The sequence below is a fragment of the Cupriavidus sp. GW823-FHT06D04 genome (assembly GCF_058795055.1).
The window spans coordinates 88,361-108,347 of sequence record NZ_JBXAHL010000003.1; the positions used below are offsets into that span (position 1 = coordinate 88,361).

19 protein-coding genes are annotated in these 19,987 nt (G+C 64.9%); 16 read left to right on the plus strand and 3 right to left on the minus strand.

Features of this window, described 5'->3' with window-relative positions:
• Positions 1 to 289 precede the first annotated feature (289 nt).
• Complete coding sequence (locus AC1Q7H_RS06485) at positions 290 to 1,513, plus strand: IscS subfamily cysteine desulfurase (protein WP_013952144.1); 1,224 nt, start codon at positions 290 to 292, stop codon at positions 1,511 to 1,513.
• Here the strand turns inward: AC1Q7H_RS06485 and AC1Q7H_RS06490 are convergent.
• Positions 1,510 to 2,052: a MarR family winged helix-turn-helix transcriptional regulator gene (locus AC1Q7H_RS06490; RefSeq protein ID WP_211979655.1), complete on the minus strand. Its 543-nt coding sequence runs from the start codon at positions 2,050 to 2,052 to the stop codon at positions 1,510 to 1,512. The genes AC1Q7H_RS06485 and AC1Q7H_RS06490 overlap by 4 nt on opposite strands.
• Before the next feature lie 111 nt (positions 2,053 to 2,163).
• Between AC1Q7H_RS06490 and AC1Q7H_RS06495 the strand changes: the two genes are divergently transcribed.
• Positions 2,164 to 2,745, plus strand: coding sequence for a nuclear transport factor 2 family protein (locus tag AC1Q7H_RS06495; protein WP_211979654.1), 582 nt, complete (start codon positions 2,164 to 2,166; stop codon positions 2,743 to 2,745).
• A gap of 192 nt (positions 2,746 to 2,937) precedes the next feature.
• Here the strand turns inward: AC1Q7H_RS06495 and AC1Q7H_RS06500 are convergent, their stop codons facing one another.
• Positions 2,938 to 4,170 (minus strand): CaiB/BaiF CoA transferase family protein, encoded by a 1,233-nt coding sequence (locus AC1Q7H_RS06500; RefSeq protein WP_492381059.1) that lies wholly within the window; start codon positions 4,168 to 4,170, stop codon positions 2,938 to 2,940.
• A 125-nt stretch (positions 4,171 to 4,295) separates the two neighbouring features.
• Here AC1Q7H_RS06500 and AC1Q7H_RS06505 point away from each other — a divergent pair, with 125 nt between their 5' ends.
• The 14 genes from AC1Q7H_RS06505 to AC1Q7H_RS06570 all read left to right on the plus strand — a co-directional run bounded on the left by AC1Q7H_RS06505 (position 4,296) and on the right by AC1Q7H_RS06570 (position 19,460).
• Entirely contained in the window at positions 4,296 to 5,141 is an 846-nt protein-coding gene (locus AC1Q7H_RS06505) for an IclR family transcriptional regulator (protein ID WP_013952140.1), read from the plus strand.
• A gap of 123 nt (positions 5,142 to 5,264) precedes the next feature.
• Positions 5,265 to 6,263 (plus strand): Bug family tripartite tricarboxylate transporter substrate binding protein, encoded by a 999-nt coding sequence (locus AC1Q7H_RS06510; protein WP_211979653.1) that lies wholly within the window; start codon positions 5,265 to 5,267, stop codon positions 6,261 to 6,263.
• 41 nt (positions 6,264 to 6,304) lie between these two features.
• A complete protein-coding gene (locus AC1Q7H_RS06515; RefSeq protein WP_153954769.1) occupies positions 6,305 to 7,483 on the plus strand; it encodes an acyl-CoA dehydrogenase family protein in 1,179 nt (392 codons plus the stop codon).
• A gap of 884 nt (positions 7,484 to 8,367) precedes the next feature.
• Positions 8,368 to 9,660 carry an alpha-hydroxyketone-type quorum-sensing autoinducer synthase gene (gene cqsA / locus AC1Q7H_RS06520; RefSeq protein ID WP_492378876.1) on the plus strand — a complete coding sequence of 431 codons (1,293 nt, stop codon included), beginning with the start codon at positions 8,368 to 8,370 and terminating at the stop codon, positions 9,658 to 9,660.
• A gap of 8 nt (positions 9,661 to 9,668) precedes the next feature.
• Entirely contained in the window at positions 9,669 to 10,991 is a 1,323-nt protein-coding gene (locus AC1Q7H_RS06525) for a sensor histidine kinase (protein ID WP_013952136.1), read from the plus strand.
• Between the two features lie 290 nt (positions 10,992 to 11,281).
• The gene (locus AC1Q7H_RS06530) at positions 11,282 to 12,307 is read left to right on the plus strand and encodes an acetamidase/formamidase family protein (protein ID WP_013952135.1); all 1,026 of its coding nucleotides are present in this window, start codon (positions 11,282 to 11,284) and stop codon (positions 12,305 to 12,307) included.
• Between the two features lie 32 nt (positions 12,308 to 12,339).
• Entirely contained in the window at positions 12,340 to 12,549 is a 210-nt protein-coding gene (locus AC1Q7H_RS06535; protein ID WP_010812532.1) for a XapX domain-containing protein, read from the plus strand.
• Between the two features lie 32 nt (positions 12,550 to 12,581).
• Positions 12,582 to 12,773 (plus strand): DUF1427 family protein, encoded by a 192-nt coding sequence (locus AC1Q7H_RS06540; RefSeq protein WP_013952134.1) that lies wholly within the window; start codon positions 12,582 to 12,584, stop codon positions 12,771 to 12,773.
• A 97-nt stretch (positions 12,774 to 12,870) separates the two neighbouring features.
• Positions 12,871 to 15,234 (plus strand): acetamidase/formamidase family protein, encoded by a 2,364-nt coding sequence (locus AC1Q7H_RS06545; RefSeq protein ID WP_492381060.1) that lies wholly within the window; start codon positions 12,871 to 12,873, stop codon positions 15,232 to 15,234.
• A gap of 316 nt (positions 15,235 to 15,550) precedes the next feature.
• The gene (locus AC1Q7H_RS06550; protein WP_492381061.1) at positions 15,551 to 16,900 is read left to right on the plus strand and encodes an IS110 family RNA-guided transposase; all 1,350 of its coding nucleotides are present in this window, start codon (positions 15,551 to 15,553) and stop codon (positions 16,898 to 16,900) included.
• A gap of 134 nt (positions 16,901 to 17,034) precedes the next feature.
• Positions 17,035 to 17,532: a hypothetical protein gene (locus AC1Q7H_RS06555; protein WP_013952132.1), complete on the plus strand. Its 498-nt coding sequence runs from the start codon at positions 17,035 to 17,037 to the stop codon at positions 17,530 to 17,532.
• Between the two features lie 315 nt (positions 17,533 to 17,847).
• Positions 17,848 to 18,069 (plus strand): DUF1484 family protein, encoded by a 222-nt coding sequence (locus AC1Q7H_RS06560; RefSeq protein WP_211979649.1) that lies wholly within the window; start codon positions 17,848 to 17,850, stop codon positions 18,067 to 18,069.
• Positions 18,070 to 18,391: 322 nt separating this feature from the next.
• On the plus strand, positions 18,392 to 18,736 hold the full coding sequence (locus AC1Q7H_RS06565; protein WP_492381062.1) for a hypothetical protein: 345 nt from the start codon (positions 18,392 to 18,394) through the stop codon (positions 18,734 to 18,736).
• A gap of 115 nt (positions 18,737 to 18,851) precedes the next feature.
• Positions 18,852 to 19,460, plus strand: coding sequence for a hypothetical protein (locus tag AC1Q7H_RS06570; protein ID WP_041228546.1), 609 nt, complete (start codon positions 18,852 to 18,854; stop codon positions 19,458 to 19,460).
• Here AC1Q7H_RS06570 and AC1Q7H_RS06575 read toward each other — a convergent pair.
• Entirely contained in the window at positions 19,432 to 19,638 is a 207-nt protein-coding gene (locus AC1Q7H_RS06575) for an IS4 family transposase (RefSeq protein WP_080569582.1), read from the minus strand. The two genes, AC1Q7H_RS06570 and AC1Q7H_RS06575, sit on opposite strands and share 29 nt — an antisense overlap.
• Positions 19,639 to 19,987 lie beyond the last annotated feature (349 nt).

Below are 19,987 nucleotides of genomic sequence, written 5' to 3' on the forward strand. Positions count from 1 at the left end.
AAAACAACGCCATTCAAGTTGGTGGAAACCCTAGAGTGCGGAGCCGGACAGCCTCCCGAGGAGACTCAATGAAGTCCGGAAACCGTTGCCGGACAAGGTTTTCCGGCTAGCGGACAGGTATCGCCACGCGGCCGGAATTGCAGCTGTCCGCGCGTCAAGCAACCCTACCGGCAGCATGGCACCGCCGCGAACGGCCGCTACCCGGTGCTAGACTCGGCCCCACTTTCCTTGACCACCGGGTACGCTTTGCCCACGGTCGTCCCCACATCCGCCTCCAGGAATGAGCGCTATGCAATCCGAGCCGAAGACCCTTCCGATCTACATGGACTACAGCGCGACGACACCGGTCGCCCCCCAGGTCGTCGAGAAGATGGTTCCCTACCTGCACCAGCAGTTCGGCAACCCCGCATCGCGCAGCCATTACTACGGCTGGCAGGCGGAAGAGGCGGTCGAGGCCGCGCGCGCGCATGTGGCGGCGCTGCTGAATGCGGACCCGCGCGAGATCATCTGGACCTCCGGCGCCACCGAGGGCAACAACCTGGCGATCAAGGGCGCGGCGCATTTCTATCGCGGCAAGGGCAACCACATCATCACCGTCAAAACCGAGCACAAGGCCGTGCTCGATACCTGCCGCGAGCTGGAACGGCAGGGCTTCGAGGTGACCTATCTCGACGTCGGCACCGACGGCCTGGTCGACCTTGACGCGCTGCGCGCGGCCATGCGGCCGGACACCATCCTGGTGTCGGTGATGATGGTCAACAATGAGATCGGCGTGATCCAGCCAGTCGCGCAGATCGGCGAGCTCTGCCGCGCTGCGGGCGTGGTGTTCCATTGCGATGCGGTGCAGGCCGCCGGCAAGATCGCCATCGACCTGGAAGCGCTGAAGATCGACCTGCTCACCGTGACGGCGCACAAGGTCTATGGCCCCAAGGGCGTCGGCGCGCTCTACGTGCGGCGCAAGCCGCGCATCCGCATCGAGGCGCAGATCCACGGCGGCGGGCATGAGCGCGGCATGCGCTCAGGCACCCTGCCGACGCACCAGATCGTGGGCATGGGCGAGGCCTTCAGGCTGGCAAAGCTGGAACTTGCGGAGGAAGCGCGCCGCGTGGGCGCGTTGCGCGACCGGCTGCTGGCGGGGCTGTCGCGGCTGGACGAGGTCTACGTCAACGGCAGCCTGGCGCACCGTATCCCGCACAACCTGAACATCAGCTTCAACTATGTCGAAGGCGAATCGCTGATCATGGGCATCAAGGACGTGGCGGTGTCGTCGGGCTCGGCCTGCACCTCGGCCTCGCTGGAGCCCTCGTTCGTGCTGCGGGCGCTGGGCCGCAGCGACGAGCTGGCGCATAGCTCGATCCGCTTTACGCTGGGGCGCTACACCACCGAGGCAGAGGTGGACGAAGTCATCCGGCAGGTCAGCGAGACCGTTACCCGCCTGCGTGAACTGAGCCCGCTATGGGAGATGCACCAGGAAGGCATCGATGTCGGCACGGTGCAGTGGGCCGCGCACTAGACTTTCTGCCGGCGCGCCTGCAGGTGTTCGAGATCCAGCGCGGCGCGATCGCCGTTGGCGACCAGCCGGTCGACCACCGAGCACAGCACCTTGAATTCGGTGCGGGAAACGCCGTCGAACAATACGTCGTTGATCTGCTGCTGCACGGGCAGCAGTTCATTGAGCAGACGCGTCCCGGCGGCGGTGATGGTGAGTCGCATCTTGCGCTTGTCTTCGGGATGGGCCTTCTTGTCGATCAGCCCCAGCTTCTTGAGCTTGCCGGTCTCGATGGTGATGAACGGGCCGCTCAGGTGCAGATGGTCGGCGAGCTGGTTGACCGTCACCTCGCCTTGCTGCGACAGGTGCAGGATCGAGCGGATCAGCGAGTACTGGACCCCTGTCAGGCCGATCAGGCCGCCAAAGCCGTCGCGCACGGACAGCAGGCGCGCGGCAAATGGCAGCAGGCCATTCACCAGGTGCCGGAACTCACGGTCCGAGCCGTCGACCAGGCACGCCGGATGCGTTACGGTCAGGTTCTTGTTTGCAGGAGTCGTTGCCATCGGCGGTATGTCCACTTAGCTTTTGATACAAGCTTTGTGCCAAATTCTAACAAACTCGCCGCAACACCTCAGCGCCCCCCCCGCCTTTCAACCCATACCCTTGAGTCCAGCATGAACACAATCCCGCTCGCCACCGCCAAAGCCCGGCTGGCCCAATACGTCGAGGCCAAGGACAACAATCGTCCGACGCTGATCCACGAAGCCTTCGCTCCGGATGCGTCGCTGACCTTCTCGATCGATACCGACTCCATCAGCTTTCCGCCGAGGGCAGAAGGCGCGGATGCCATTGCTGCGACGCTGGTCAGCGAGTTTGCCAAGACGTTCGACCGCTGCCGGACCTACTACATCGGCGACGTTGGCGCGGCGCTGGACGGCAACGCCATGACGATCCCCTGGCTGGTGGTGATGCGGGAAACCGCGGCCAGCGCCTTGCGCGTCGGCAAGGGCTATTACCGCTGGGGCTTTGCCGCCGGCGATGACGGCACGTACCGTATCGCCAGCCTGCATATCCATATCGAACGGATCGACACGATCGCCGATCCCGGCGCGGTCACGCTGGCGGCCTTGCAGGCGGCACTGCCCTATCCCTGGCTGCCGGCGCCGGTGCTTGCTGCCAGCATCGAAGCGCAAGCCAGCGCGCAACCCGCGCTGGGGTTCCTGAATGTGTTCGCGCAAGCGGCCCGCATGCCCTGACGGGCGCGGGTCATCTGGCCGGCAATTGCTGCGCGACCAGCGCCACCCAATACGCCGCGCCCAGCGGCAAGATCCGGTCGTTGAAGTCGTAGTAGGGATTGTGCAGCGGCGGATCGTCCGCGCTCTCGCCGGCGCCGATGCCGATATAGGCGCCGGGGCTAGCGCGGACAGCGTAGCCCCGCGCCCGGTGTGTCAGACCACGCCCTCTGCCCGCAGCCGGGCCAACTCTTCATCCCCGATCCCAAGCTGCCCATAGACCTCGGCATTGTGTTCACCCACATCCGGCCCGGTACGCGGTGACGGCGGCGCATAGCCCGAGAAGCGCGGCACCACGCATGGCGCCGGCACCGAGCCCAGGTCCGGATCGGGCAGCCGCACGATGGCCTGGCGCGCCGCCATCTGCGGGTCGTCGACGATATCGGCGATGCTGAATACCTTGCTGAATGGCACCTGGCACTGCTCCAGCCGGGCCGCCACGGCGGCATAGGGCTGCGCGGCAAACCACTCGGCAATGCTGCCGTCCAGCGCTTCGATATTGCGCACGCGGCCGGCGTTGGTGGCATATTCCGGCGCCTGCGCCAGTTGCGGCGCGCCGATGGCCTCGGCCAGCCGGCGGAAGGTGGCGTCGGAGGAGGCCACTATCGTGACCCAGATCTCGTCCGCGGTGCGGTACATGTTGGACGGCGCAGCATAGGTGGTGCGGTTGCCGGCGCGCTGGCGCACATGTCCCAGCTGTTCATACTCGATGGCCAGCGGGTCCAGCAGGCGGAACAGCGCCTCGGTGGCGGCCAGGTCGATCTCGCGGCCGCGCTGGCCGGGCCTGGCGCGCTGCTCTGCCGCCGCAGTGGCAATCGCAAAGGCGCCGAACAGGCCGGCGATCATGTCCCCCACCGGGTAGTTCATATGCATCGGCCCGCTCTGCGCGGTGCCCGCCAGGTTGGTAAGGCCGCTCCTGGCTTCAAAGATGCGGGCAAAACCCGGCCGCGCCGCATCGGGCCCGGTCTGGCCGAAGCCGGTCAGCCGCAGCACGATCAGCTTCGGGTTGGCCGCATGCAGGGTGTCGAGATCCAGCCCCCACCGCGCCAGCGTACCGGTGCGGAAGTTCTCGACCAGCACATCGAACTGAGGCAGCAAGCGCAGGAAGATCTCGCGGCCGCGCGGCGTGCGCACGTCTAGCGAGATGCCGCGCTTGCCGCGGTTGGTCACCTTCCAGTACAGGGCGTGGTCCTCGGTAACCGGCTCCAGCCCGCGCAGCGGATCGCTGCCGTCGGGCAGCTCCAGCTTGACCACGTCCGCGCCCATGTCGGCACACAGCGTGGCGGAAAACGGGCCGGCCACCACGGTGGCCATGTCGAGGATGCGCAGTCCGCCCAGCGGGCCCGTGCAGTGTGCGTCTGGCGATACAGCGTGTTCCTGGTCTTGCATGGCGGGCCTCCGGCGGCATTGGCGTCTGCTGCAAGGTGGCAGGCGGCTGGCTCGGATGCAAGTACGGTTTCGCTGTGCGGAACGGTCGTGCTACAACATTGACGCCCCCATCCCCGGATCCCAGCATGGAACCCAAGCAACCACCGCACAGCATGGACCGCAACCCGGAACACCTGCCCCTGCCAGGCCTGGCCAGCGAGGACGCACTGGCCACCGACCGCCAGTTCGCCACCAACCTGGCGCGCGGGCTGGAGGTCCTGCGCGCCTTCACGCCGTCCAGCCCGGTGCTGGGCAACCAGGACATCGTGGCGCGCACGGGGCTGCCCAAGGCGACGGTGTCGCGGCTGACCTACACGCTGGGGCTGCTCGGCTTCCTGAGCCGCGTGCCCGGCAACCAGAAGTACCGGCTGGGCGCCGGGGTGCTGGCGCTGGCCTACCCGATGCTGGCCGGGCTGGCGATCCGCCAGGTGGCGCGGCCTTATATGGAGGCCATTGCGCGGGAAACCGGCTGCACGGTGAACCTGGGCATGCGCGAGCGGCTGTCGGTGGTGTACGTGGACAGTTGCCGGCTGGATCCGGGCAACCTCTACCAGCCGGACATCGGCAGCACCCGGCCGCTGCTGGCCAGCGCGATCGGCCGCGCGGTCTTGCTGGCCTGCAGCGCAGACGAGCGCACGGCACTGCTGAACCGGCTGCGCGTGGACGATCCGGAGCGCTTCAACGTTGAGCGCCAGATGTGGGCGGACGACCAGAAGCACTTCCGCGCCCACGGCTACTGCCTGAGCCGCGGCGAGTGGCGGCCAGAGATCCACGCGATCGCGGCACCCGTGCGCCAGTCGCTGCACGAAGACCCGTTCGCGCTGAACTGCACCATCGCCGCATCGCGCAATCGCGACAACATGCTGGAGCGCGAGGTGGCGCCGAGGCTGCGCGAGGCGGTGCGGCAGATCGAACTGAGCTGCGCGCGCTAGCCGACAGGACGCAGCAATGCAGTCTGCCGGTGATGTCGCCGGCAATGACAAGCGGCCCGCCAGAGGCCCGCATGAAAACGCGCCGCGGGAAATCCCCCGGCGCAGGCAACCCAAGGAGACAAGATGGATGCCATCCAACCATTGCGCCGGCTCGCTGCCGGCATGCTGGCCTGCGCCGCGCTGATGCCGCTGCCAGCGCTGGCCGCCCCTGACAATGCGGCGCGCTTCCCGGACCGCCCGATACGGATCATCGTGCCGTTCTCGGCGGGCGGCGTGGTCGACTCCGTCACCCGCATCACCGCGGAGAACATGGCGCGGGTGCTGAAGCAGCCCGTCATCGTCGAGAACAAGACCGGCGCCGGCGGCGCCATCGGCGCGGACTTCGTCGCCCGGTCGCCTGCCGACGGCTATACGCTGCTGGCGGTCAGCCCCAGCTATGTGGTCGGGCCGCTGCTGAACCCGTCGATCCAGGGCAAGGGTGGCAAAGACTTCCGCGCGGTGGCGGGCATTGGTGCCGTACCCAACGTGATCGTGGTGCCGGCCGCGTCGCCGCTGCGCACGCTGCCTGAATTGCTCGACGCCGCGCGCAGCCAGCCCGGCACGCTGACCTACGCCAGCGCGGGCGTCGGCACCTCGAACCATCTCTCGGCGGAACTGCTGGCGCAGATGACGCACGTGAAGCTCACCCATGTGCCCTACAAGGGCCAGCCCGAGGCCATGAGCGACCTGCTGGGCGCGCGCGTCTCGATGATGGCGCTGACCTCGGCCATTGCCCGCCAGCAGGTGCAAAGCGGCAAGCTGCGCGCGCTGGCGGTGACCTCGGCAAAGCGCTCAGCCGTGATGCCCGACGTGCCAACCGTGGCCGAGGCCGCGCGCCTGCCCGGCTATGAAGTGGGCGGGTGGTTCGGCCTGGTCGCGCCGCAGGGCACGCCGGACGCGGTGGTGCGCAAGCTGGCCGAGGCCGCCGCGCAGGCAACGTCCGACCCCGCCACTGCACGCCGCCTGGTCGAACTCGGCATGGACCTGGCACCGCAATCCACCGCCGTGTTCGACCGCTTCCTGGATACCGAAACCAAAAAGTGGACCGGCGTGCTGAAGACCGCCGGCATCACGGCACAGTAGCCGCACACGCCCACGCTCACTCAATCAACCGGAAACCTTCCATGATCCGCGACTCCGCCCGCCAGCAAGCGCTGCTGGCCGATATCCGCCGCTTCGTGCTCGAAACCTGCATTCCCCTCGAGGCGGAGATCGATCGCACCGACGTGATACCCGAGCCCGTGGTCGAGCAGATGCGCCGCCTCGGCCTGTTCGGCCACAGCATCCCCGAAGCGTACGGCGGCGCAGGGCTGACCACCGAGGAACTGGCGCTGGTGAACATCGAGGTCTCGCAGGCCGCCACCGTGTTCCGTGCCCGCTTCGGCGGCAATACCGGCATCGCCTCCGAATCGCTGGTGGCCGACGGCACCGAAGCACAGCGACAGCGCTATCTGCCGCAACTGGCCTCCGGCAAGGTGACCGGCTGCTTTGCGCTGACCGAGCCCGAAGCCGGCTCCGATGCGACGTCGCTGCAAACCACCGCACGCCAGGACGGCGATCACTACGTGCTGAACGGCAGCAAGTGCTTTATCACCAATGCCCCGATCGCGGACCTGTTCACCGTGTTCGCCCGCACCGATCCCGATACGCCGGGCGCCCATGGCATCAGCGCCTTCCTGATCGAGCGCGGCACCCCCGGCCTCAGCACCAGCGAACCGGAACGCAAGATGGGACAGCACGGCTCGCCGGTCGGCGATGTCTACCTGAAGGACTGCCGCGTAACGGCCAGCGCCATCGTCGGCGGCAAACCCAATGTCGGCTTCAAGACAGCGATGAAGGCGCTGAACAAGCAGCGCATCAACCTGGCCGGTTTGTGCGTGGGGCCCGCCATCCGGCTGGTCGACGAGATGGTCCGCTACGCGGCGCAGCGCCGGCAGTTCGGCAAGCCGATCGCGGACTACCAGCTGGTGCAGCAGATGATTGCCGACAGCAATACGGAACTGCACGCCGCCCGCGCGCTGGTGCTCGACACCGCGCGCAAGCGCGACGCCGGCGAGGACGTGACCATGGAGGCGTCGATGTGCAAGCTGTTCGCCTCTGAGATGGCCGGCCGCGTGGCCGACCGCGCGGTGCAGGTATTCGGCGGCAGCGGGTATATGGCGCGCACCGTGGCCGAGCGCTTCTATCGCGATGTGCGGCTGTTCCGGCTGTATGAGGGCACGACGCAGATCCACCAGCTCAATATTGCGCGCAGGACGATGGAGGCGCGGGGGGCGGCGCTGGTTGGTGGTAGCGCGGCTTGAGTTCATGCCGATAGCATGGGTGCCATGCGCTAGCGCATGGCGCCTCGCGCAAAGGCACCTTCGACTATGAGAAGTCCGAGTACCTGACCGACAAAGCAGGCCAGGCGTAAGACGCCCCCGACACAAGCGCCGCCGAGCGCGCCGGCACCGGCAGGCCCGGCGCGTAGGTGAACACGCGCAGCACGCTGCTGCCCTGTACCTGAACGCCAAAGGCACCAGCCTGGAAGCGCCATGGGCAGCGCCCCCCCTCTCCAAAGCCACCGCCACCCCCTCCCCCACACGCCGCCAGACACCCCACGCTGGCGGCGAGCGCCGCCGGCCGCAACCTGCGTACCAGGCAGCCCCTTGTTTCCCGCCCTCGGTGCCAAATCCCATGTTGCCCCGATTCCTGGCTATGGCGCGCTGCCGCAGCCGCCTGCCTGGAAACAGGGCGTGCAAAAAGGGCGTTCTTCACCAAGACTGATGATGAGCATTCGGCAGTCCCGGGCCTGACTAGGTCCCGCCAAGCGCAAGCCACGCCCGGTCCGGGGCTCAAGGATCGGCGCAACAGGTAGCGCAAGCATCACATAAGTGATGGTAAAGGCATTTTTTAGTGAGAAATCGGCCAATCGACTAGCGAAGGATGTGGCCACGACGCGGCTGTCTCAACCCGGCACCCCCACTCCAAACAGACGTTGGATTGGTGGAAGTCCGGTCACAATCGCTGATTAAGGCTGGCACAGTGGTCGCTACGTCAACAGGACTCTCCCGACTTGTCAGCAATGGCACCTCGCCGGAAGGACTGGGTGCGGCCGCCTCGCGCGCGGACGGCATCTGTTGCCGCCCCCGCCATGCAGAGCCTTGCCACCGATCTCACTATTACCCGACCTGTAGAAGGAAAGCCGATGTTCTCCGAAGCCGAGCCTCCGCACTCGATGCGCCACGCCTCCCGCGCCAAAGCCCCCACGCTGCCGCCATGGATCACGGCGCGGATGGCACAACATTTCGACGAGCGGATGGGCAAGCTCTGGGGCGGCGATCATTTGCTTCACGGACGCACGCCCGGGCCCGATGCGTTGCACCTGAGCAGCAACGACTATCTCTGCCTGCTTGGCGAATCCTCGCTGGTACAGGCGCAGGCGCGGGCCTTCCTCAATGAAGAGCCGGAGTTGCTGATGTCGTCCGTGTTCCAGCACGGCGACACCCCTCAGCGGCGGGTCGAGCGCAAGATCGCAGACCTGATGCAGGCCGAGGACGGGCTGATCGCCCAGTCCGGCTGGGCCGCCAACGTCGGCCTGGTGCAGTGCATTGCCGGCCCCGGCATTCCGGTCTATATCGACATGAACGGGCATGCCTCCTTGTGGGAGGGCATCATCGCCGCGGGCGCGCAGGCCGTGCCGGTGCGCCACAACGATTGCGAGCACGTGCGCCGCCAGCTTGAGCGCTTCGGGCCGGGAGTGATCATGGTGGACTCGGTCTACAGCACCACGGGCAGCGTGGCGCCGCTGGAGGACTATGTGGAACTGGCAGAGGCGTCGGGCTGCGTGCTGGTGGTGGACGAGTCGCACTCGCTCGGCACCCATGGGCCGTCTGGCGGCGGCCTGGTGCGCGCGCTCGGGCTGTCTGAGCGCGTACACTTCCGCACGGCCTCGCTGGCCAAGGCGTTCGCCGGCCGCGCCGGCTATGTTGCGTGTTCGACCGATTTCAAGGACTTCTTCGCGGTTGAGTCCCGGCCGGCCATTTTCAGTTCCGGGCTGCTGCGCCATGAGGTTGCGTGGTTCGATGCCGTGACGGATTTCGTCGCCACGGCGGATGAGCGCCGTGCGCGCCTGCACGCCATCACCCGCGACACCCGGGCTGCGATTGCCGAACTGGGCTACAACATCGGCGAAGGCTCCGAGCAGATCATCGGCCTGGAGGCGGGAACCGAGCCGCAAGTCAAGGTGCTGCGCGATGCGTTGCAGAGCCGCGGGATCTTCGGCGCGGTATTCTGTGCGCCAGCAACACCGAAGAATCGGGCATTGATGCGACTTACGCTGCATGCGAAACTTGCCGCCAATGAAATCGACCGCCTGGTCAGCGTGCTCGCCAGCATCCGCGACGAAGTCCGGCTGGATGAGTGGTCCTCGACGCGCCGGGCCCGGCGCAAGTCTCAAAATCCCACAAGCGGGCCGCTGGCAGGTTCCCGCGAGGAGTAGTCCTGGAGATGGATGCAAAGGTAGCGCAAGCGGAAGACGGCCGCACCTCACTTGCCGGCGTCGCCCGCCATGCGTGGCAGACCGTGTTCGAGACCGCCGCGCGGGCCACCCTGCTGGACGAGGAGAGCGTCATCCGGCTACGCCGGATCCAGATGGTGGGCGCGCTGGGCGTGATCGGTCACCCGCTGTACTACGTGATCTGGTCCTACATCTTCCCGCAGCCCTATGAAAACCTCTGGCTGCGCCTGGTCTGCACCGCGCTGTTCGTGCCGCTGCTGTTCGCCTCCGCCTTCTCGGACCGGCGCTGGCTGCCACCCTATGCGCTCTTTGCCATTACCGTAGGCCTGCCGTTCGCCTTCATCTTCTTCTACCTGGAGAATGGCGGCTCCATGGTGTGGGCCGAATCGGTCATCATCGCGGTGGTGATCCTGTATCACTTCAACACCGCGTTCGCGACCATTGCCTTGTTCTCAGGGGCCGCCGCAGCCATCGCGCTGTTCGTGCTGGCGGGCAACTCCATGGGCGGAATCCCGTGGGAGCCGGTACTGCTGCAGTTGCCGGTGATCGGCTTTGTCATCGCGGTGCTGGTGGTGATCAAGATGGACCGCCAGCTGCTGGCCGAACAGAAACGGCGCGGGATGGCCGCCGCGCTGGCCACCGTCGCGCACGAACTGCGCACGCCGCTGACCAGCCTGGCCATGACTGCCAGGGGCCTCAAGGCACGGCTGCCGGCCGCCCTGGACCAGGACACGCCGCTGCGCGACGGTCTGATGCAGGCCGTGGCCCGGATGGAGTCAGACCTGGCCCATATCAGCAACAGCATTGAACTGCTGGTCGCCAACTCCAAGAACCCGGACAACGCCACGCAGGAGCTGTTCGAACTGGGCGGTGTGATCCGCGACGCTGTCGGCCGGTTTCCGTTCGAGCAGAGCGACCTGGAACTGGTCACCGTCGACCTGCCTGGCCCCGCTTATGTGATGGGCAACGCCCAGTTGTTCGGGCTGGTCACGACCAACTTGCTGAAGAACGCGCTGGAAGCGACCAAGCGGGCCGGCAAGGGCACCATCCATATCCGCTGCGAGGTCCGGCCCGACGCCGTCCATGTGGTGTTCCGCGACACCGCCACGGGCGTGCCGCCGCAAGTGCTGGCCCGGATGTTCCAGCCCTTCTTCTCTTACCCGGCGCATCGCGGCACCGGCATCGGACTGGCGTTTTGCCAGAAGGTGCTGAACAGCTGGGGGGCAAGCATCAGCTGCCGCTCCGAGGAACACGTGTTCACCGAGTTCGATATGCGCTTTCCCCGCAAGGGGAAATGGCCCGAGGCGCAATGAACTGAGGCTGTCGCCTGAGAGGGTTTACCTTAGTACGCAGCAACACAAGAGTTTGGGGTGAATCGCCCTACTCCCCCGCAACGCCCTCTTCCTAGTATTGACTCACCGCGCGGCGCGTGAAGGACTGCCGTGCGGTACCAGGCATACCCTGCCTGGCCACGAACCGCCGTTCTCAATCGCGGCGGTTCATGAGCATCACGCATAGCCAGTGTCCCTGATTACCTCAATCAATCCAGCCGCTCACCGGGTGAACGGCTGCGGATACGGCTGCAAAAAACAATGGAGACAACATGCTGCACGACCTGCCCGCCCGCCCCGAGACCGTCCACTGGGGCTACTTCGATGCCGCCAAGGCGCCCGCCCTGACCGTGAAAAGCGGCGACCTCATTCGCGCCGAAGCGGTGACCCACCATGCCGGCGATGCCCCCGACCTGATGATGGATGACGCCATTCGCGAGATCTTCCGGGCGATTCCCCACGACGACCGCAACCCCGGCGTGCACATCATGACCGGCCCCATCTATGTCGAAGACGCCAAGCCCGGCGACGTGCTGGAGGTGCGCTACCTGCAGATGATTCCGCGCTTCCGTTTCGGGGCGAATGCCGCGGCCCACTGGGGCCAGCTGTACAAAGAGTTCGAGAAGGAGCGGGTCACCATCTATGAGCTGGACCAGCGCTCCAACACCGCGCATGCCCTGTACGCCTTCGACTACCCCGGCAAGATGACCATCCCCGGCAAGCTCGTGGATGACCGGGAATGCTGCCGGCAGCCCGCGCTGGCCGGCGTACGCGTTCCCGTGCGCCCGCACCTGGGCACCGCTGGCGTCGCGCCCGACGCGCGCGGTCGCGTCACCACCGTCGAGCCCGGCCTGCATGGCGGCAATATCGACAACTGGCGCATCGGCGCGGGCGCCACCATGTACTACCCGGTCCAGGTCGACGGCGCGCTGTTCTCGATCGGCGACCCGCATATCTCGCAAGGCGACGGCGAAGTCAGCGGCACCGCCATCGAGGCCTCATTGAACGTCCTGTTCCAGGTGGTCCTGCGCAAGGATTTCCACTTCCCGTCGCCGCTGCTGGAAACGCCGGATTGCTGGGTCGTCCATGGCTTCCACGAGGACCTGGATGAAGCCGGCAAGAACGCGGCCCGCGACATGATCCACCTGCTGACCGAGCAACAGGGACTCTCGCGCGACGATGCCTATTCGCTCATGAGCGTCTCGGCTGACTTCGGCGTGACGCAGGTCGTCGATGGCACCCAGGGCATCCATTGCACCATGCCGCGTTCGATCTTTCCGCCCAAGGACAAGGGCTGAGCCATCAACGCAACACCAAGGGAGAGAACCACATGCAATACGTCTACATAGGACGCAACGAGCTGGTTGCACTGATCGTCGGCCTGGTCACCGGCACCCTGTATTCCTGGCTGAACCTGCCGATCCCCGCGCCAAACGTCACCGGCGGGATCTGCGCCATCCTCTTCACCTACATCGGCTATCTGATCGTGCACGCGTGGCGCAGGACCATCGCCTTCGGACGACCGCCGGAAAGCCGCTGAATCACGCGCAATTCATGAGATTGGGGAATGACATGCTCGAAATTGCATTGGGCAGCACCGAGCTGCAGGCCGCAGCCGTTGGCTTGGTGACTGGCGTTATCTACACTGCGGTACGTGCGCCGATACCGGCCCCGAACGTGCTCGGCGGGATCTTCGCCATCTTTGGCACGTTTGCGGGGTTCGTACTGGTGGCCGCGATGCGGGGGCAGTTGCTGTTCGGCTAGCGGATGGCCTGGACTTCGCAAGTAGTGCTTTGGATGCGCGGCGGACAGCAATGTCCGCCCGTTTTCGCTGTTGCAGCGTGATGCCAGGGAGGTTCAATTGCACCTTTTGCGTTTTTCCACCGAAGCCTATCCACGCAACCGACGCGGCGCAGCCTGGCGTGACGAACTCCGCGCCGCACGCCTGCATTGCGAAAGCCTGTGCGCCGATCACACCCTGCACGGCACGATCCAGTCCCGGACCACCCCCGCGGGCATCGAGCTGACCTGCATTGCGTCGGTCCCCCAGACGCTGGCCATCACCAGCGGCGATGGCCGCGGCCTGATGCTGGTGATGCTGACCGAAGGCGAAGCGCACCTCGCTGCGCCGGAACTGCGTGAACCGCTGCGGCCGGGGCAGGTGGTCAGCGTGCCGGCACACGCCGCCCGCATGCTGGCCCTTGCTACCAGCTTCCGGATGCTGATCGTGCATATCGGCCAGGCATTGCTCAGCGCACGCATCACGGCCCCCTTGCCTCGCTCCGCGCTGGTACTGAGCGGCGACTCGGCGGAACTGTTTGCCCGCCTGCTCCAGTCCATGGCGGCCAGCTTCGACACCATCGTGTCCGCAAACGCCAAGGCCATCCAGCCCTTCGACAACACCATCACCGCCTGCCTTGACGCCGCGCTGGCCGACAGCCAGCCCATCGCACCGCCGGACATGACGCCCTCGCGCGCGGCCGTCTTTGCGCGCGTCTGCAGCCGCATCGACGCACGCCTTGCCGAGCCGGAACTCAGCCTCGCCGCCATCGCCGCGGACGAGCGCATGTCGGCCCGCTACCTGCAGAAGCTCTTCGAGAAATCCGGCAGCAGCTTTTCCGCCTACCTGCGCACCAGCCGGCTTGAGCGATGCCGGGCCGACCTGGCGAATCACCAGTACGACAAGCTCTCGGTCTCCGACATCTGTTATCGCTGGGGCTTCAACGACCCTTCGCACTTCAGCCACGCGTTTCGCGAACAGTTCGGGCTCTCGCCCCGCGCCTACCGTGAGCAGACGGCGAACACGCCCGAGCATCGCCCACCGCAGAATGTCTCCCGCGGGCTTCCGGCCCATGCGAAACGTGCTCCCGCCAGTCCTGGCGCGCCCGCGAACGATGTCCCTGCTGCGCGCCTGCAACCGGCGCCTACCATCGTCCCCATCACCCAGGCGCGCTCGCATGCCGCCCGCCCGGAAGGCCGACACCACTGGCTGCAGGCCACGGACAAGACCGTGCACTGGGGCTATCTCAGCCACGACCTGCCCCCCGTGCTCGAGGTCATGCCCGGCGACACCGTCACCATCGAAACACTGACGCAGCACGCCTCTGACGACCGGGAACGCATGATCGAAGGCGACGCCGGCGCAGAAAGCGTCTTTCACTGGACCGCAGAGCAGAAGAACGTCAACCGGCGCGGCGCGGGCCCCATCGACGCCTCGGTCTATGGCCGCGGCGCCGGCGAAGGCTTTGGCGTGCATATCTGCACCGGCCCGGTCGCGGTGCGCGGCGCCATGCCCGGCGATGTGCTGGAGGTGCGCATCCTCGACGTGCGCCCGCGTCCGTGCTGCAACCCGCGCTTTGCCGGCAGGGCCTTCGGCAGCAACGCCGCGACCTGGTGGGGCTTTCACTATCGCGACATGCTGACCGAGCCGCGCGAGCGCGAAGTGGTCACCGTCTTCGAGATCGATTGCGAACGTGCCGACAGCCGTGCGCGCGCGGTCTACAACTTCCGCTGGACGCCGCAGCGCGATCCGTTCGGCGTGCTGCACCCGACCATCGACTATCCCGGCGTGCCAGTCGACCACGACACCATCGTCAAGAACTACGACGTGCTGCGTGATATCGAGATACCGGTCCGCCCCCACTTCGGCGTCATCGCCGTGGCGCCGGCGCAGGACGGCCTGATCGACTCCATCCCGCCCTCCAGCTTCGCCGGCAACCTGGACAACTGGCGCGTCACCCGGGGCGCCAGCGTCTATCTCAGGGTAGCCGTGCCGGGCGCCCTGCTGTCGATTGGCGATCCCCATGCCTCCCAGGGAGACTCCGAGCTGTGCGGCACGGCCATCGAATGCTCACTCACCGGTGACTTCCAGCTCATCCTGCACAAGAGCACCATGATCGACCGCGACGCTCCCTTCGCCGACCTGAGCTACCCGCTGGTGGAAACCGCCGACGAATGGATTTTGCATGGCTTCAGCTCGCCGAACCACCTGGCTGAACTGGGCCAGATGGCGCAGAGCCACATCTACCTGAAGTCCACCCTAGACGACGCCATGCGCGACGCCTTCCGCAAGACACGCCGCTTCCTTATGTCGGTCAAGGGGCTGAGTGAAGACGAGGCGGTCGCGCTGATCTCCGTTGCGGTGGATTTTGGTATCACGCAGGTGGTCAATGGCAACTGGGGCGTGCACGCCATTATCAGGAAGTCGATGTTCACCCGGCGCTAGCAGGCCGCGGCTAAACCTGTCCACCATTCGCCAACGGCTGGCAAGTGCTACAGACTCCAGACAAACCAATGGCGCGCTCCCTCTCCCGCTTGCGGGAGAGTCCCCCGCATGCGGCCCATGCCGGCTTGCCCCAGGAACCGGTCGTATAGTGGTTGATACTCGGCCTTGACGCGCAGTGTGGCCGCGTCCCCTCTGGTGCACTTCTTGTTGCCCGTGGGAGAGACTGGCTCCGGCAGACAGCATTGGGCTTGATTGGTGAGCGTCGTTAGCTTCCCGCTGGGTAGGTTTGTTTCCATTTTTGTGTCTGCCGGGCACGTTGGCGCCGATCCTTCCCAAGAAGAGGAGGCCGCAGATGAAAACGCTACCGGTATTGGATGACCGGGCCACCGGCATCGACGTGGGCAGCGAGAAGTTGCACGTGTCCATCGCGGGTGACACGCCGCGGGTCTTTGGCACCATGACCCAAGACGTGTCGACGCTGATCGACTGGCTGCGGGACCAAGGCGTGCGCTCAGTTGCCATGGAGGCGACCGGCGTGTACTGGCTGTACCTGTACGGTGCGCTGGAGGCCGCCGGCATCACGGTCCTGGTGGTCAATGGCCGGCAGGTGCGCAACCTGCCCGGACGCAAGACCGATATGGCCGACTGCCAGTGGCTGGCCACACTGCATGCGCACGGCCTGCTGCACTCCGGCTTCGTGCCCCCGGCCGAAATCCGGCAACTGCGGGACTATCTGCGCTTGCGCCAAGATCACATCACGCTGGCGGCCAGCCACGTGCAGCACATGCAAAAGGCGCTCGAGCGCATGAACGTCAAGTTCCATGCGGTCATCAGCGACCTCACCGGCGTCAGCGGGCTCAAGGTCATCGACGCCATCCTGGCTGGCCGGCGCGACCCCGCTGACCTGCTGACGCTATGCGACGCACAAATCCGCAAGCACAAGGGCGATCGGGTCAAGGAATCGCTACGCGGCATGTGGAAGGACGAACACCTGTTTGCCCTGCGCCAGGCCTTACAGAGCTGGCAGCACTACCAAAGCCAGATCAGCGAATGCGATCGCGCCATCGAACAGGTGCTACGCGCACTAAGCGGTCCACCCCGCGACGACGACCCGGCCTCGCCGGCCAAGCCGGGCGGCACGCATACGCCCAAGATCGACGGCCTGCACCGCAGGCTGCTGCAGCTGTGTGGCGGCAATGATCCCACCCAACTGCCGGGGCTCGCCGACTACTCGCTGCTGCTCGTGATCGGTGAGGTCGGCACCGATCTGAGCCGGTGGCCCACCGCCAAGCACTTCACCGCCTGGACCGGGCTCGCGCCGGGCTCCCACCAGAGCGGCAAGCGCCGCTCCCAGCAATCGCGCCACCGCAACCGTACCGGCCAACTGTTCTGCACCATGGCCCGTAGCCTGGCCAACAGCGTTGACAAGGCCCTGGGCGGCTTCTATCGCCGCCTCAAGGCCCGCCGCGGCGGCCTCATCGCCAACAAAGCGCTCGCGCGCAAGCTCGCTGCCTTGTTCTGGCAGACTATGGTCAAAGGCTCGGACTACGTCGAACACGGTCTGCGCTACTACCAGACCCGTACCGCGCAGTCCGAGCAACGCGTGCTACGCAAGCTCGCGCAGAAACCTGGCCTTGATCTGGTGCCAGCAAAAACAATGGGTTAGCGATGGTTCCTGGGTAGGGCTGGGGTGAGGGCCGGAGCATCGAGGAATTGACGCGTGTCGGTATGCCACCGCCTGCCCTCTCCTCCGGCCCCTATAGTATCCTCGCGGGTTCCCCGACCCGTACCACGAGATTGATGCACCACACCGACGACGCTCTGCCGGAGCACGAATTCACCGCCATCCACGAACCCCGCCTCTGGCGCGACAAGGGCTGGACCGCCCGCGTCATCAAGAACGAAGACGGCGACGGCTGGGCAGTAGAAATGATCCGCGACGGCAGCGCCGAGCCCGCGCTGGTCGGGCCCTGGACCATGGGGCGAAACAAGGTCGATCCCAAGCCGCTGGATGCCACCGCCCACCAGACGCTGGTCAAGACCGCTTCAGAGGTTATCCGGCGGCATGAGCAGCAATTGCATGCGCAGCTCAACAAGCAGGTCAGTATCGAGTCTGAATCCGGCACTGTGATGGTGAAGCTCGTCATTACGCCGGATGAATTCGAGCCCTTCGGCACGCTCACGGCTGAGGATTCCTTCGGCGATGTGCTGGCGACTGTGAAGGTGCGGCCCGACTTTCGGCTGACGCGCGACAGCGCCGAGCGCTGGGCCGCTGGTGGGTTCGACAGGATTCGCTAGGTAACTGCCTAACAACGAAGCGCCGGAAGATTGCGAATCGTCTGATCGCCACAGACGACAGAGATGGGAACACTAGAGCCATCACCGAAACAACGGTGATCGGGTGTACCAACCCGGATCTCATTCCAGATGGCCGTCTCAAGCGGCCACAGTCGTACGCCCACATCCCTCAGTTAATGGCGGGCCGGGCGGGGCAGCCGCAAGGCTGGCCGGACTACTCTGTGAATGAGCCGGTATTGGTACCCCCGCTGTCAGGCCCGCCACCCTTTTAATGCAGGTATCAGGCGGGTCTTCCAACTGTGATAGGAGCTCGCAATGCAGGAACAAACTGCGTCGAAACAACAAACCGTGTTGGCCGCTATTCCGGAAGAATTTCGGGAATCCATGGATTGCATCAGTGCTGGATTGGACAGGGTGCTGGCGCTGTTGGAAGTGGAAAGCGAATGTTCGGATGCTTGCTTTGGTATCCGGTGCCTGGTGGAGATGATCAAGGCGAAGTTTGATCGAACGGCGGCGGAGATTTGTCCGGTGGAATGAGTGGGGAAGCTGATGTGGCCGGGGGTGTTGCTCCGGTGGGGTGGGATAACCGCAGCTTCGGCTGCGGTTATTTTTTTGGGGCTGGTACAGAGTTGGTTGGTCTGTCCCGTGGGCTGACGCATATCGGCCATGAAGCGTCGTTGGCCCGCGCGATTACTCGGGCGCTCAAACGTCGGCATTCGCCACGCTAACGGACATTCGATGGCCAGCGGCCTCGGATTCGAGTGTAACCGCGAGTGTGGGGCACCGACGCATATGCGCAAGGTTTCTGGCTCAAGGATGCGCTCGTTCGTATCGTTGGGTACGGCGAAGAGGGCTTACCTTGGGCGGCAACGGTATCGAGCAGCAACTCAATGATCGCCAGACCCGCTTTGTGGGCATTTGGACGGAGAAAATCGAGCCCTGGCAGATGTCGACGTTCTTCGGTGCAGGAACGCGCGGCAAAGAATGGATTCAAAGATCAAAATATCGTAGGGTGTTTTACGCAATAGATTCCAAATTTGCCGACCACTTTTTGATTCACTTTTATGCCAGCATTTTGCTGCTCTGCGCGAGCGTTCCTCCTCTGGGAAATAGCAATTCCGGCCACGTCGCATCACTGCGCGACGTGGTCTTTCTTTCGGTTCGACGAGGAACTCCAGGGAAGGTAACCTTGACCTTCAGGTAGAAGTATTCCTCGTCGCAGCAGCCGCAGGTCCCCACACTTGATCACTTTGATGGCCTAATGACGCGCACAGATTCATGCTAATGTAGCGTGCAGCATTCCTAGCCGACTCTAAACTTTGGAGGTCAAATTGCTTCGCCGCAGTTTTGTTGCCCTTGCCGCAGCCGCTCTTGCCGCTTGCGCCGCGTCCTCCATTGATCCACAGACGAAGGCCTCGATCGGCTCCGTCTACGTGGAACCTGTTCAGCTATCCAAGGCTACGGTCTTCGGCCCAAATGCACGCGAGGTGGATACAGTTTCTGGAAAGGTGCCCGCAACGGCGTCGGAGGCCATCTCCCGTATCCAGCACGTACTGGACACGCAAGCCAACCTTTCTCAGTTGATTGAACGTCAGGCAAAGCAAGACCTGGCTATCAGGGGATATCGCCTAACGGATGATGCCTCGCATGCCACGGCCAAGCTGAAGATCACAGTGCGTCATGCGTTGAGCGTCCCTGTCGGCGCCAACGATGTCAGAGGGATAGCAATGAGCGTCGGTACCGAGATGGTGCGGGTATCGGATGGCAAGCAACTGTTTCTAGCCGGGGCAAGTCAGATTAAGGATCCTGGAACGAAGGGTGTTCGTCTGATGCCCTACGCGGAATGGTTCACGAACGAGGGTTTCCTCGTCGAACAGTACCGCTTGGTCGCATGGCTACTCACGGCCCAGACGCTTGAGGGCCTTTAAGGTATTTCCTTATGCAGAAATCACGCTCTTCCCGTAGCGCTTGAATGGTGAGCGCGGCGTCCATGGTTCGCTGCATGCCGATCCAGATCGTCTTGGCGCCGGGCTCGCCATCGCTCTTACGCCCAAGGAACCCTACTGCGCAGTAGCTTCCTTGTAAATAGTGGAATTGTCCGCCCACTCTTTAGAGCTCTCACAATTTCAAGCTTCCATTCGAAAGCGACCTTTCTCTGATTATCGACAGACAAGGGGCACCCCGCGTCATTATGCGGGGCGTTTCGCGATCGCTCAGGTCGATTGCGCCTTCCAGTCCGTTCCGTTCGTGAAGGCCGATGAGTGCTCTATGGATCTCCGAGGCAACCGTCGCTTCCCGGCAATTCTGAGTCTATTGCCTCCAGATCCTCGATTACCGAAGTGGCCGAGCGGATGACTGTTGTATCTGGGAAGCTGCCGTTGGCGATGCGCACGGCCCAGTGGCAACATTGGGTCGAGGGTGTGTGAAAACGTCTCGATCACCTAGACTGGATCAA